The organism is Micromonospora sp. WMMD558 (genome assembly GCF_049315255.1).
GTDB lineage: Bacteria > Actinomycetota > Actinomycetes > Mycobacteriales > Micromonosporaceae > Micromonospora.
This window is the reverse complement of record NZ_CP186061.1, coordinates 1,670,580-1,682,811: the sequence shown is the minus strand read 5'-3', so window position 1 is coordinate 1,682,811 and position 12,232 is coordinate 1,670,580. Positions and strand designations below refer to the sequence as shown.

Here is a 12,232-nt window from a genome sequence, read left to right as displayed (position 1 = left end):
CCGTACGAGAGCGAGGAGGCCGCCCGTGACCGAGACCCCCTTCGACCCCGCCGCCGAATTCGACCGCCAGGTGCACCGGCTGGTGGAGCTGGGCTACCCGGCCCTGGCCGGCCTGACCCCGGCGAGCTTCCGCGACCTGGTCGCCCCCTTGCGGGCGGCGGCGGCCACCGGCGCGGCCGGCCTCCCCGCCCCGACCGAGGGTCGCGTGCCGTTCCTACTGGTCGTGACCCGCGAGCTGGTGCCCGTCGAAGCGCGCGTCGGGCTGACGACGCTGGCGGGCAGGACCAAGCCCGGAATCATCGACCGGCACTACCCCGACGGCGACCTGGCCCGCTTCGATCCGATCAAGGAGCTGGAGGTGCCGGCCGGGCCGGCGTACCTCCTGTTCGACGTCGACCGGGGCGAGGAGACCCTGAACCTCGCCCCCGCCTCCGCGATGGAGGTGATCACCGGTCAGGACCGCCTGCCGCTCACCATCGACGAGGGCCTCGCCCTCGTCACGCTGCACCCGCCGGCCCTGGCGAAGAACAAGTGCTTCTCCCTGGTCGGCTCCCGCTGCGGCGACAAGCGGGTGCCGGCGATCTGGATCAGCCAGGGCGCACCGAAGCTCGGCTGGTGCTGGTGGGGCAACCCGCACACCTGGCTCGGCTCCGCCTCCGCCCACCCGGTCCGCGTCGGACTGGAGTGACCCTCGCCGGTGGGCCGGGCCCCCGTGCGCCCGGCCCACCAGCGGGTCCCGTCAGTCCGGCAACGGGAAGCGCACCCACGTCTCACCGTCGGTGGTGAGCTGGACGTGGTCGGCACCGAGCACGGACACGTCGTCCCGGCCGTAGAGCCAGGCCCGACCGGGCGACACACCGGTCCCGCCCTCCCGGCCGTACACCGACACCCGGGTGAAATGGCGCCCGCCGTCGCGGCTGACCAGCAGGTGATCGGTGGCTCCCTCGGCCTCGTGCCGGCTGTCCGAGATCATCAAGAAGCCGTCCGCGCCGATCGTGAAGCCGCGCACGACCCGAGTGCTGGGCACGTCGGTGCCGACGTCCCTCCAGGTCTGCCCGCCGTCGGAGGTGTGCAGCAGCCGCGACGGGATGCCGGGCTTCATGGGCTCGGTCCCGGGCGCCGGATCCGGTTCGGTCAACAGGTACGCCTCCGCGCCGCTCACCGCCGCCACAGCGGTCACCGAGACACCGGCCGGCGCCTTGGAAGTAGCCCAGGTGGCACCCCGGTCCGCGCTGCGCGCGACCGTCGCCCGCAGATCCGCGCCCCCCGGCCAGTACGTCACCCAGATCGCCCCGTCCGCAGCCGGGTAGATGCTGAACGGCGGGTACGGAGACACCGGATCGCCACGCAGCCGGTAAACCGTTCCCGTCCCCGGGTCGGTCGCCAGCGGCTCGGCAATCGCACCGCATCCCTCCTGACAGAAGACCGGGCGGGCCGCCCTCGGAAAGGCCGTCACCGCCACCATCGCCTGATCCGCTGGCCGCCAGGTGCGGCCGTGGTCGGTGGAGAGACTTCGCTCGCCGTTGTGGAACACCAGGTAGGAACGCTCATCGAGCACACTGAACCGAAGGTCGGTGGTGCCCGTACCGTTCTCGTCCGGTTGGCAGCCTGGTGCCTGGTACACCGCTGTCGCGTAGTCGCTCCAAGTCCGACCGGCGTCGCCGGTATGGGCGAAGCGGAGCATGCAGCTCCGGTGCTCCACACCGACCGCGGTGTCGCCGCCGGTCAGGAAGAGCCGGGTCCCGCGATCCTCGCGGATGGCGGTCGGCTCGGGCGTGGCCCAGTCGACGCCCGGTGACCGGTCGGCCAGCGGCACGACGGCCATACCGGCCATCGCGACGACGGCGGCCAGCGCGACCCCGGCGGCCCGCCTTCGGCGGCGGGCGCGGGCGGTCGCCCACAGGTCGTCCAGAGGTGGCTGGCGTACCGCGCGGGCCACGGTCGCGGTGTCGAACCCGGTGAACTCACGATCGGACATCGACCCTCCCGGTTGGTGTCGAGGCGACGTCGGGGTCGGTGAGCCGCGCGGCGAGGGCCGCCCGGCCCCGGGACAGCCGCGACTTGACCGTGCCGACCGAGACGCCAAGGGTGTGGGCGACCTCGTCCACCGGAAGGTCGACGAGGTAGTGCAGGGCCAGCGCGTGCCGCTGGCCGGTGGGCAGTTCGCGCAGGGCGGCGAGCAGCGACAGGTGTTCGGGAGCGGTGTCGGCGACCACCGGCGGCGGGCCGATCCGGTGCAGCAGCCGGTCGAGTACCCGGCGACGCCGGTACCGGCTGCGGGCCACGTTCACGGCGACCCGGCGCAGCCACGCCTCCGGATTCTCAAGGCCGGCGAACCGCCGGGGCGCGGCGAGCGCCCGGGTGAACGCCTCCTGGACCGCCTCCTGCGCCTCGCTCAGGTCCCCGGTCACCGCGTACAGCTGCACCACGAGCCGCTGGAAACACCCGGCGTAGATGTCGCCGATGATGTCGTCGTCGGACACCGTCACCTCCCTCCTCCACCTCTCCCACTCCCGGGCGAGGAAGAAGGTTCCGACCTCGCGACGAGAGGATCCCGCCGCCCTGACTGCCCCGACCGTCACCCACCGCGGACCCGAGTCGTCGCCGCAGGTCACCGTCGGCATCCCCGGAGTTATCCACAGGGGTGACGCGTTCTCCACAGGTTGTCCACAGGGCCCTTGTGCACCCGCTTGACATTCCCGTCGATCGGGCCAGACTGCCGGAGTGGCCGCTGCCGACGATCCCGTCCCAGCGCCCGGGGCGGGTACCCGGCCCGGGGCGTCGCCCGGGCGTGACGACGCCGGCCGGGTGCCGGCCCAACCCACGCGGCCGCCGGCGCGCACCCGGATCGTGCTGGCCGACGTGGTCCGGCGGGAGACGCGCACCGACCGCACCCGCACCGAGCTGGCCCAGCAGACCCGCGTCGGCGAGGCGCTGGTCCGAGGCCTGGTCCGCGCACAGCTCTCCCTCGCGCTGCGGCTCTCGCTGGTGGTGGCGATCGGGCTCGGCGGGCTGCCGTGGCTGTTCGCCATCGCCCCCTCGGTCGGCCGGGTCACCGTGCTCGGGGTGAACCTGCCGTGGCTGCTGCTCGGGGTGGCCGCCTTCCCGTTCCTGGTCACGGTGGGCTGGGCGTACGTGCGGCTGGCCGAGCGCAACGAGCAGGACTTCACCGACCTGGTCCAGCGGCCGGAGCGCTGAGGTGGACAACGGGTACGTCGTCCCGGCGATCGTCGCGGTCACCCTGGTCACCGTCGGCATCGGTTTCTACGGCCTGCGCCTCGCCCGCACCACGTCGGACTTCCTGGTCGCGTCCCGGATGGTCAGCCCGACCTGGAACGCCGCCGCGATCGGCGGGGAGTACCTGTCGGCCGCGAGTTTCCTCGGCATCGCCGGCCTGATCCTCAAGTACGGCGTCGACGTGCTCTGGTACCCCGTCGGGTTCGCCGCCGGCTACCTGGCACTGCTGCTCTTCGTCGCCGCACCGCTCCGCCGCTCCGGCGCGTTCACCCTGCCCGACTTCTGCGAGCTGCGGCTCGGCTCCCGGTGGCTGCGTACGCTCGCCACCGTCTTCGTGATCTTCATCGGGTGGCTCTACCTCGTACCCCAGTTGCAGGGCGCCGGCCTGACGCTGGCCACGCTGGCCGGCTCGCCGTACCCCGTGGGTGCCCTCGTGGTGGCGGCGGTGGTCACCGGGAACGTGGCGCTCGGCGGCATGCGCGCCATCACCTTCGTGCAGGCCTTCCAGTACTGGCTCAAGCTGACCGCGCTCGCCGTACCCGCGATCTTCCTGGCGTTGCAGTGGCAGGCCGACGCCCGCCCGGCGGTGACCCCGCCCGACGGGCCGGCGTTCCGGACCGCGACCACCGTCGTCGTCGAGCATCCCGCGACGCTCACCCTGCCCGACGGGCAGACCCGGGAGGTACGCCCCGGCGACGAACTGACGTTCGCGGCCGGCGACCCCGTGCCCGAGGTGTCCGGGGTGGCCACCGACGCGGCGGACTGGCTGCTGCCCAGCACCGCCGGGGACGACGACCGGGGGCTGTTCGCCACGTACTCGCTGATCCTGGCCACGTTCCTCGGCACCATGGGCCTGCCGCACGTCCTGGTCCGCTTCTACACCAACCCCGACGGCGCCGCCGCCCGGCGCACCACGCTGGTCGTGCTGGCCCTGGTCGGCGCCTTCTACCTGCTCCCCACCATCTACGGCGTCCTCGGCCGGATCTACACCCCGCACCTGCTGGTCACCGGGCAGACCGACGCGGTGGTGGTCCTGCTGCCCGGCGCGGCGCTCGGCGACGGCACGACCGGGCGGCTGCTCGCCGCGCTGGTCGCGGCGGGGGCGTTCGCGGCGTTCCTCTCCACCTCCTCCGGGCTGCTCACCAGCGTCGCCGGGGTCATCTCGACCGACGTGCTGGGCCGGGGCTCGGTCCGTGGGTTCCGGCTGGCCACGGTGATCGCCGGGACGATCCCGGCGGTGCTCGCGCTCAACGTGTCCGGGCTGGACGTGTCGCAGGTGGTGGGGCTGGCCTTCGCGGTCGCCGCGTCGAGCTTCTGCCCGCTGCTCGTGCTCGGCATCTGGTGGCGGGGGCTGACCGACCTCGGCGCCGCCGCCGGCGTGCTGGCCGGCGGCGGCGCCGCGGTCGGGGCGGTGCTGGTGACGGTGCTCGGGCCGCCGCTGTCCGGCTGGCCGGCCACGCTCACCGCGCAGCCGGCCGCCTGGACGGTGCCGCTCGCCTTCACCGTGATGGTGGCGGTGTCGATGGCGACCCGCCGCCGCGTCCCGGCCGGCATCGGCGCCACGATGCTCCGCCTGCACGCCCCCGAAGCGCTCCGCTTGCAAGGAAGGGCCCCTTCTTAACGCCTGCGGTAGAGGAAGGGCCCCTTATTAACGTCTTCAGCAGGCGTCGGTCCCGGCGCAGAGCCGCTCCGCGGCGCGATCGGCCAGCACCTTGGCCCCCTCCAGGTCCTTGCGCTTGCCCAGCCACACCTCGGCGACAAGGTCACCCTGGCGCAGCACGAGCCAAGTGCTCCACACTCCCTCGGTCTCCAAACCGACCAGCAGCGACCCGTCACCGACGAAGTCCCGCTCCCAGATCGAGAACTCCGGCCGGCAGCCGGTGACCAGCCGGGTGAACCGGTCCATCGCCGTCTCCGCATCGGCATCGGTGTACCGGCGCACCCGTTCGATGATCACCTGGTCGCCGTCGGCCCGGAAGACCACACCCCGCTCGGCCCGGTGCCGGACGGTCAGCGGCGGAACACCGTTCGCGCACCGGAGGGCGGCGGCAGCGTCGAGACTCCAGTCCCCGTCCAGGTCGTCACCCGCGCGCCGGTAACCGGCGGGCAGGTCCCCGATCCGCAGCAGAGCCGCGGGCGGGACGGCCGCCGACGTTCCGGTCCTGGTCGTCAACGGCGTGCCCGACGGGGTCGTGGTCGGCGTCCCCGGGGAGGGAGTCGCATCCGCCGTCGGGCCGGGTGGCACCGAGGGCGTCGGGACGTTCGTCGCGGGCGGCAGCGGCGGCCCGGCATCCGGACCACCCGCCACGGCCGCCGCGCCGGTCGCGACGGCGGCGACCGCGAGGGCACATGCCAGGCCGCCGGCAACACGGGTACGTCGCGTGCGCCGCCGGGCCCGCGCGCGCACCTCGTCGGTGGGGTCCCAGTTCAGACGCTCGGTGTCTCGGTACAGGTCGGCGAAGAGCGGATCAGGCATGGCTGACCTCCTCCGGGAGGGTGGTGTCGAGAAGCGTGGCGAGGGTCTTCCGTCCCCGCGCGAGGCGGGCCTTGACGGTCCCGGTCGGCGTGCCGGTCTGGGTGGCGATGTCGCCGACGGACAGGTCCGCCAGGTGGTGCAGGACGATCGCCTGCCGCTGCTCGGCCGGTAACCGCCGCAGGGCCGCGACCAGGGCCACCGTGTTCTCCGACGGCGGGCCGGTGGCCGGGGCGGGGCCGTGCCGGCGGTACGCGGACAGCCCGTTGCGGATCTTGCGCCAGCGGTTGACCAGCAGGCGGTAGCCGACGGTCCGCACCCACGCCTCGGCGTCGTCGTACTCGCCGATCACCGTCCAGCGCTGCCACGCCCGGACGTACGCCTCCTGCGCGGCGTCCTGGGCTTCGGTCAGGTCACCGCCGAGCGCGTACAGCACGGTGACGACCCGGTGTCGTGTGCTGCGGTAGAACTCCTCGAACCCTTCGTCCCCAGCCACCCGGCCCCTCCCTCCGAGATCCTGCTCCTGTCACACGCGACGGGGAGGGCCGGTTGCACGGTTGTCAGCAGGCGTCGGTCCCGGCGCAGAGCCGGCTCGCCACCGCCCGCGCGTACGACCGGGCCTCGGCCCTGGTAGCGCGGCCGTCCAGTCGGACCTGCGCCACCAGGTCGCCCTGGCGGACGAGGAGCAGGCGGCCCGGCTCGTCCTCGATGACCGAGCCCACCAGCAGCGACTCGGCGCCACCCAGCCCCTCCGCCAGGACGGTGAGCGAGTCGTCCGGACGGGTCGGTACGCAGCCGGCGACGGACCGGCGCGCGTTGCCCATCACCGTGACGGCGGCATCGCCGGCATGGCGGGTCACCCGCTCGATGACCACGTCGGTCGGCGAGTCGTACCGTACGTCGCGCCGGTCCACCTCGCCGACGAGCAGCGGGGGTGAGGTGTCGCGGCAGTGGCCCGCCAGCCACTCCAGCGGCCAGTCGCCGCCCACGTCGCTCCTGAGGGACCGGAAATCGTCGGACAGGTCGGCGAGTTGGAGCATCGCCCGCGCCGGGACCGGCCGGGGCGGCGTGCCGGTGCTCGGCCGGGCGGTGCCGGATCGCGAGGGCGACGGTGTCGGCCCGTCCGCCGAGGGACTCGGCTCGGTGGTCCGACGTGGGGACACGCTCGGCGCCGGGGCGTCCGCGGCTGGTGTCAGCGGCGGCGCGGCGACGGGTCGCCCCGCCACGGCCGCCGCGCCGCCCACGACCGCGGCGACGGCGACGGCACTGGCGACACCGGCGGCGATCCGGGTACGGCGCGCACGCCGACCCCGCCGGCCCATCTGCCCGGTGGGGTTCCGGAACAGCTCCTCAAGTCCGCCGAGCCCGTCGTCCGCGTTCATACCTCGCCCCTTCGTCCAGTTCCTGCCCTTCTTACGCACGGCGCGACCAGCGGGTTGCACGGGTACGCCCCAGGGATGACGGTGGATCATCCCTGCGCGGGAGCGATCCGCTGGCCGCCGCCGGATACGGTCGGACGCATGACTGGTGAGCACCCCGCCCTCGCGCTGCGCGGTCTCGTCAAGCGCTTCGACGACAAGGTGGCGGTCGCGGGCGTCGACCTCGACGTGCCGGCCGGCTCGTTCTACGGCCTGCTCGGCCCGAACGGTGCCGGAAAGACGACGACCCTGTCGATGGCGGTGGGCCTGCTCCGGCCGGACAGCGGGCGCGCCTGGGTGCTCGGGCAGGACGTCTGGGCCGACCCGGTCCGCGCGAAGCAACTGCTCGGCGTCATGCCCGACGGCGTACGCCTCTTCGACCGGCTGAGCGGCGCGGAGCTGCTCGCGTACCACGGTCTGCTGCGCGGCATGGACCCGGCGGTGGTCGACCAGCGGGCGGCGGAACTGCTGGACGTGCTGGCCCTCGGCGACGCCGGCCGCACACTGGTGGTGGACTACTCGGCCGGCATGAAGAAGAAGATCGGCCTGGCCTGCGCGCTGCTGCACGGGCCCCGGCTGCTCGTGCTGGACGAGCCGTTCGAGGCGGTCGACCCGGTGTCGGCGGCGCTGATCCGGGACATCCTCCAGCGGTACGTGGCCGGAGGCGGGACGGTCGTGTTCTCCAGCCACGTGATGGAGGTCGTCGAGCGGCTCTGCTCGCACGTCGCGATCCTCGCCGCGGGCACCATCAAGCGCGTCGGCACGCTGGACGAGGTTCGCGGGGACCGCTCGCTGGAGCAGGTCTTCGTGGAGGTCGTCGGCGGGCGTACCGCGACCGGTGAGGAGCTGGCGTGGCTGTCGCAGTGACGGGCTCCGCCGCGCCGGCGCGGCGGGTGTCCGCCCGGCACTTCGTCCGCCTCAAGCTGCGGGTGATGGGCAACAACTTCCGCGGCCAGGGCTGGCGGATCGCCCTCTTCGTGGTCGGCTCGCTGGTCGGGCTCTGGTTCGCCGCGACCGGCTTCTTCCTCTTCGCCGCCCCCGGCTTCGCCGACGCCGAACGGTACGCGCTGCTCGTCGCCGCGTTCGGCGGCGGGCTGATGGTGCTCGGTTGGCTGCTGCTGCCGCTGGTCTTCTTCGGTGTCGACGAGACGCTGGACCCGGCCCGGTTCGCGCTGCTGCCGCTGTCCCGCCGAACCCTGGTCACCGGCCTGTTCGCGGCGGCGCTGGTGAGCGTCCCGACGGTCGCCGTGCTGCTGGCGCTCTCCGGCCTGATCGTCACCGCCGGTGCGCTCGGCGGGTGGCCGGCCGCCCTGGTGCAGGCCGTCGGGGTGGTGGCGGGCCTGCTGCTCTGCGTCGCCGCCGCCCGAGCGGTCACCAGCGCGTTCGCCACCATGCTGCGGTCCCGCCGGGTCCGCGACCTGGCCGCCGTGCTGCTGGCCGTGGTCGCCGCGCTGCTCGGCCCGCTGCAACTGGCCGCGACGGCCGCGCTCCGCGACGCGGACTGGAACCGGTTCGCCTCGGTGGCGACCGTGGTCGGCTGGACGCCGTTCGGTGCGCCCTGGACGGCGGGCATCGACGTCGCGCAGGGGCGGGTGTGGGCGGCGCCGGTGAAGCTGCTGATCACCGCGCTCGCCGTGGTGGCGCTGCTGGCCTGGTGGTCCCGCTCCCTGGAGTCGGCGATGGTGGGCGCGGCCAGCAGCGGCAAGGCCCCGACCCGGCAGCCGGAGACGAGCGGCACCCCGGTCGCGCAGTTCTTCCCCCGCGCGCTCGGCTGGCTCCCGCGGGACCGGTTCGGCGCGCTGGTGGCGCGGGAGGCGCGGTACTGGTGGCGGGACGCCCGGCGGCGGGCGAACCTCGTCACGCTGGGGGTGGTCGGCCTGTTCGTGCCGGCCATGGTCAACCTGGGCGGGTCGAACCTCGTCGACGGCACGGGTGGCTTCGGCGCTCCGGACACGTCCTCCCCGGTGCTGGTGAGCCTGTCGATGCTGTTCGTCGGCGTCCTCGCCGCGGTGACCCTGGCCAACCAGTTCGGCTTCGACGGCAGCGCGTACGCGGCGCACCTGGTCGCGGGCGTACCGGGCAAGGTGGAGCTGCGCGCCCGGATGGCGGGTTTCTCGATCTACGTGCTTCCGCTGGTCGTGGTCATCTCCGTCGTGCTGGCCCTGATCCTGGGCGAGCCGGGTTGGATCGGGATGACGGCGGGCAGCCTGCTCGCCACGTACGGCGCCGGGCTGGCGGTCAACACGTTCCTGTCGGTGCTCGGGGCGTACGCGCTGCCCGAGACGAGCAACCCGTTCGCGCTCAACACCGGCGCCGGGGTGGCCCGCAGCTTCCTGACCCTGCTGTCGATGCTCGCCTCGGCGGCCGCCGCCGTCCCGATGGTCGTGGCCGCCGCGCTCCTCGGCGACGTGTGGCTCTGGCTGGCCCTGCCGGTCGGTGCGGCGTACGGGCTGGGCGCGGCACTGCTCGGCGCGTACCTGGCCGGCGACGTCCTCGACCGGCGCCAGCCCGAACTCCTGGCGACTGTGACGCCACGCCGCTGACGCCGGTTCAACTCCACTTGGCTGGGCGAGCATAGATCTGCCCAGTGGCCGCGTCCGCGACGATGTTCGGTAGTTGAGCGTCACGAAGGGCCCGCTCACGGATGAAGAACTGGCCGAGGTTGCCGACTCGGGTCAGGTGATTCGAGGCCCGCGTGTTCCCGGGAGGCATTGCGAGGTAGATCCGCTGGTCGGGATTGACCGCCTTAACGGTGGCCAGCGCGGGGGCGAGGTCGGTGTCGGCGCTGACGAGCAGGGTGGTGTCGGCGATCCGGAGAGCGGCGTCGGCGACCATCATGGCACCGAGTGCCACGTCCGTCCCCTTCTCCTCATAGCTTCTGTACTGCCGGCCGCAACTGCAGGTGTAGCTCTTGCCGCACCGGCGGCAGTCCTTGATCGTCCGCTCCTTGAATCGTCCCAGGTGCACGTGCAACAGGTCTCCGTTGCGGACCTTCATGGCGTCGATGTAGCTGGTCTGGTTCTGAGCGGCGACGGGCTCGTTCTTCACGATCGCCGAGAAGTAGTGGACGGCTGTCACGGTGTCCTTGGGTCTGAGCTGGCGAACGAGCTCAACGACGTCGAGCCACATGTGCCTGCGGCCATACTTGTTCTTCATGCCGTAGTACAGGTTGAAGCCGTCGATGTAGGCAGCGACTGTCGCCACGTTCACCTCTCCTGACTCTCGGCGTTGGTGTATGGTGGGTCCATACGACGCCGAGAGATACGGCAGGAACGGCCCCCACGGGGGCCGTTTTTTTGTCCGAGAACATCAGCACCATATCGTCACTGACTGACTGACGGTTGATCGGGCGGCTACGGGACGTACAGCCGTCGGGGTCACCCCGGTGGGGACAGATGGCGACGCGAGTTGAGTTGCGGAACCCAACCAGAATGCGGGGATGCCTGTCGTCGAGGCGGTGACGACCGTCCCGGTCCCACCCGAGCTGGCCTTCGCGGTGTCGCAGACCACCGCGCCGGTGCGCTACCGGTGGGACCCGTTCGTCCGGGAGCAGCACTTCGTCGGCGGCGCCACCCGGCCCGGCAAGGGGGTACGGACGTTCACCCGCTCGCGGCACGGCCTAGTCATGGTCAGCGAGTACGTCTCGTTCGCGCCGCCCACCAACGTCGGCATGAAGATGGTGCGCGGCCCCTGGTTCTTCGAGATGTTCGCCGGCGGGTGGCGGTTCGCCCCCGCTCCCGAACCCGGCCACACCGTCGCCACCTGGCGGTACAGCTTCCGCTGCCGCCCGGCGTTCCTACGCCCGGTCGCCGACCGGATCGGCACGTGGCTGCTCGGCCGGGACATCCGCCGCCGGATCGCCGGTTACGCCGCCGGCTGCACAGATCCAGAGGTGCTCGCGGCGGCCCGCCGCTCACTCACCGACGGCTGAGCCGGTCGCGTCCCAGGGTGCCTTTCCACGATCAGATGATGCTCTGCTGGAGCGACCGCCTGGATTCCGACCAGCGGCACATCACTTGATCATGGTGACGGCGGGTCAATGGGTACGGGTCGCGGCGAGGAAGGACCGCCAGGCGTCGGGGCGGAAGGTGAGCGTCGGGCCGGACCGGTCCTTGCTGTCCCGCACCAGCACGACCCCCGGCAGATTGTCCGCCACCTCGACACAGTTGCCACCTGAATCGGTCGAACGCGTCGACGTTCGCCAGTGAGGGTCGGCAGTGGTCATGGCGTCACCTTCAGTTTTCGGATCAGATCCAGGGATGCGCTCGTGGACAACGCTTCGCCGAGCAGGCTATCCCACTTGCGATCAACCAAGCCGATCAAGGCTGGATCGTCCATGACGTGTCCTCTGGCGGCATTCTCGAGGTAGAGCGCCCGGTCCCCATCCGGCAGTTCGGCCAACACGAAACCGCCACCGAGTCCGACATGCCCGCCCACGTCCAACGGGATGACATGCAGTCGCACAGACGGCAGGTCAGCAACGTCGAGCAGCCGGCCAAGTTGCGCCTCGAGCACCTGGGGCCCGCCTACCGGCCGGCGGACGGCCACCTCATCGAGCAGGAAGACGAGATGGGGCGGCTCGTCCCGCTGCAGGATTTGCTGCCGCTCCATGCGAACCGCGATCAGTTCGTCGACCATCGTCGGCGAATGTAGGCCGCCGGCCGAAATGACCGCCCGCGCATACGCCTCTGTCTGGAGCAGACCGGGCACCAGACATGCTTCGAAGGCGCGCAGGCGCACCGCCTGCTGCTCATAGCCGCGCCAAGGCGCAAACCACGAGGGTCCCCGCTCCCGGTCCGCAGCCTTCAAGAGTTCGGCGAGGAGGCCGCCGGTGCCGAGGGCCTGATCAGCGGCGACGGCGAACTCCATGGTCGGTCGGCGGCGGCCGGTCTCGATGGCGGCGACGGTGGACGGGCTCCATTTGATTAGCGCGGCCAGGCTCTCCTGCGAGACCTCGGCACCCGCCCGGGCCGCCTTCAACGCCCGGATCCACATGTCGACGTTCATCCTTACGTCTCCCGTAAGTACGCGGCTGCGTTGCGTAGTAAGCCCTGGCATCCTCCCCCGCCCGAGCCGAGTCCAGGGTGGAGAGTGCGCGGCCCGG

General features: G+C 72.4%; 14 protein-coding genes. 6 read left to right on the top strand and 8 right to left on the bottom strand.

Annotated elements, in window-relative coordinates; all coding sequences use genetic code 11:
* Window positions 1-25 precede the first annotated feature (25 nt).
* Complete coding sequence (locus ACN26Y_RS08185; protein ID WP_155329700.1) at window positions 26-688, top strand: DUF5701 family protein; 663 nt, start codon at window positions 26-28, stop codon at window positions 686-688.
* Window positions 689-739: 51 nt separating this feature from the next.
* On the opposite strand, the gene ACN26Y_RS08180 is transcribed toward ACN26Y_RS08185, so the two are convergent.
* Together ACN26Y_RS08180 and ACN26Y_RS08175 are read right to left on the bottom strand one after the other, a co-directional pair.
* On the bottom strand, window positions 740-1,978 hold the full coding sequence (locus ACN26Y_RS08180; protein ID WP_422734550.1) for a hypothetical protein: 1,239 nt from the start codon (window positions 1,976-1,978) through the stop codon (window positions 740-742).
* Window positions 1,965-2,483 carry an RNA polymerase sigma factor gene (locus tag ACN26Y_RS08175; protein ID WP_230688923.1) on the bottom strand — a complete coding sequence of 173 codons (519 nt, stop codon included), beginning with the start codon at window positions 2,481-2,483 and terminating at the stop codon, window positions 1,965-1,967. Before ACN26Y_RS08175 ends, ACN26Y_RS08180 begins: the two co-directional genes overlap by 14 nt.
* 325 nt (window positions 2,484-2,808) lie before the next feature.
* Here ACN26Y_RS08175 and ACN26Y_RS08170 point away from each other — a divergent pair, with 325 nt between their 5' ends.
* Window positions 2,809-3,198, top strand: coding sequence for a hypothetical protein (locus ACN26Y_RS08170; RefSeq protein WP_155333992.1), 390 nt, complete (start codon window positions 2,809-2,811; stop codon window positions 3,196-3,198).
* 1 nt (window position 3,199) lies between these two features.
* Window positions 3,200-4,858 (top strand): cation acetate symporter, encoded by a 1,659-nt coding sequence (locus ACN26Y_RS08165; RefSeq protein WP_422734549.1) that lies wholly within the window; start codon window positions 3,200-3,202, stop codon window positions 4,856-4,858.
* 36 nt (window positions 4,859-4,894) lie between these two features.
* Here the strand turns inward: ACN26Y_RS08165 and ACN26Y_RS08160 are convergent, their stop codons facing one another.
* The 3 genes from ACN26Y_RS08160 to ACN26Y_RS08150 all read right to left on the bottom strand — a co-directional run bounded on the left by ACN26Y_RS08160 (window position 4,895) and on the right by ACN26Y_RS08150 (window position 7,092).
* Window positions 4,895-5,713 (bottom strand): hypothetical protein, encoded by an 819-nt coding sequence (locus tag ACN26Y_RS08160; protein WP_422734548.1) that lies wholly within the window; start codon window positions 5,711-5,713, stop codon window positions 4,895-4,897.
* Complete coding sequence (locus ACN26Y_RS08155) at window positions 5,706-6,206, bottom strand: SigE family RNA polymerase sigma factor (RefSeq protein ID WP_422734547.1); 501 nt, start codon at window positions 6,204-6,206, stop codon at window positions 5,706-5,708. The genes ACN26Y_RS08160 and ACN26Y_RS08155 overlap by 8 nt, the downstream gene beginning before the upstream one ends.
* A gap of 64 nt (window positions 6,207-6,270) precedes the next feature.
* Window positions 6,271-7,092 carry a hypothetical protein gene (locus ACN26Y_RS08150; RefSeq protein ID WP_422734546.1) on the bottom strand — a complete coding sequence of 274 codons (822 nt, stop codon included), beginning with the start codon at window positions 7,090-7,092 and terminating at the stop codon, window positions 6,271-6,273.
* A 138-nt stretch (window positions 7,093-7,230) separates the two neighbouring features.
* On the opposite strand from ACN26Y_RS08150, the gene ACN26Y_RS08145 reads away from it, so the two are divergent.
* Window positions 7,231-7,995 carry an ABC transporter ATP-binding protein gene (locus ACN26Y_RS08145; protein ID WP_155329695.1) on the top strand — a complete coding sequence of 255 codons (765 nt, stop codon included), beginning with the start codon at window positions 7,231-7,233 and terminating at the stop codon, window positions 7,993-7,995.
* Window positions 7,980-9,671, top strand: coding sequence for an ABC transporter permease (locus ACN26Y_RS08140; protein ID WP_422734545.1), 1,692 nt, complete (start codon window positions 7,980-7,982; stop codon window positions 9,669-9,671). Before ACN26Y_RS08145 ends, ACN26Y_RS08140 begins: the two co-directional genes overlap by 16 nt.
* 7 nt (window positions 9,672-9,678) lie before the next feature.
* On the opposite strand, the gene ACN26Y_RS08135 is transcribed toward ACN26Y_RS08140, so the two are convergent.
* Complete coding sequence (locus tag ACN26Y_RS08135) at window positions 9,679-10,332, bottom strand: NYN domain-containing protein (RefSeq protein ID WP_155329693.1); 654 nt, start codon at window positions 10,330-10,332, stop codon at window positions 9,679-9,681.
* A gap of 235 nt (window positions 10,333-10,567) precedes the next feature.
* On the opposite strand from ACN26Y_RS08135, the gene ACN26Y_RS08130 reads away from it, so the two are divergent.
* Complete coding sequence (locus ACN26Y_RS08130; protein WP_155329692.1) at window positions 10,568-11,059, top strand: SRPBCC family protein; 492 nt, start codon at window positions 10,568-10,570, stop codon at window positions 11,057-11,059.
* A gap of 105 nt (window positions 11,060-11,164) precedes the next feature.
* On the opposite strand, the gene ACN26Y_RS08125 is transcribed toward ACN26Y_RS08130, so the two are convergent.
* Both ACN26Y_RS08125 and ACN26Y_RS08120 read right to left on the bottom strand, forming a co-directional pair.
* Entirely contained in the window at window positions 11,165-11,353 is a 189-nt protein-coding gene (locus tag ACN26Y_RS08125) for a DUF397 domain-containing protein (RefSeq protein WP_155329691.1), read from the bottom strand.
* Window positions 11,350-12,135, bottom strand: coding sequence for a helix-turn-helix domain-containing protein (locus ACN26Y_RS08120; RefSeq protein WP_155329690.1), 786 nt, complete (start codon window positions 12,133-12,135; stop codon window positions 11,350-11,352). Before ACN26Y_RS08120 ends, ACN26Y_RS08125 begins: the two co-directional genes overlap by 4 nt.
* Between the last annotated feature and the right edge of the window lie 97 nt (window positions 12,136-12,232).

What these genes read in the sequence shown, in the direction of transcription:
- ACN26Y_RS08180 (WP_422734550.1), bottom strand. Translation starts at nt 1,978, where the DNA reads ATGTCCGATCGTGAGTTCACCGGGTTCGACACCGCGACCGTGGCCCGC.
- ACN26Y_RS08160 (WP_422734548.1), bottom strand. Translation starts at nt 5,713, where the DNA reads ATGCCTGATCCGCTCTTCGCCGACCTGTACCGAGACACCGAGCGTCTG.
- ACN26Y_RS08150 (WP_422734546.1), bottom strand. Translation starts at nt 7,092, where the DNA reads ATGAACGCGGACGACGGGCTCGGCGGACTTGAGGAGCTGTTCCGGAAC.
- ACN26Y_RS08145 (WP_155329695.1), top strand. Translation starts at nt 7,231, where the DNA reads ATGACTGGTGAGCACCCCGCCCTCGCGCTGCGCGGTCTCGTCAAGCGC.
- ACN26Y_RS08130 (WP_155329692.1), top strand. Translation starts at nt 10,568, where the DNA reads ATGCCTGTCGTCGAGGCGGTGACGACCGTCCCGGTCCCACCCGAGCTG.
- ACN26Y_RS08125 (WP_155329691.1), bottom strand. Translation starts at nt 11,353, where the DNA reads ATGACCACTGCCGACCCTCACTGGCGAACGTCGACGCGTTCGACCGAT.
- ACN26Y_RS08120 (WP_155329690.1), bottom strand. Translation starts at nt 12,135, where the DNA reads ATGAACGTCGACATGTGGATCCGGGCGTTGAAGGCGGCCCGGGCGGGT.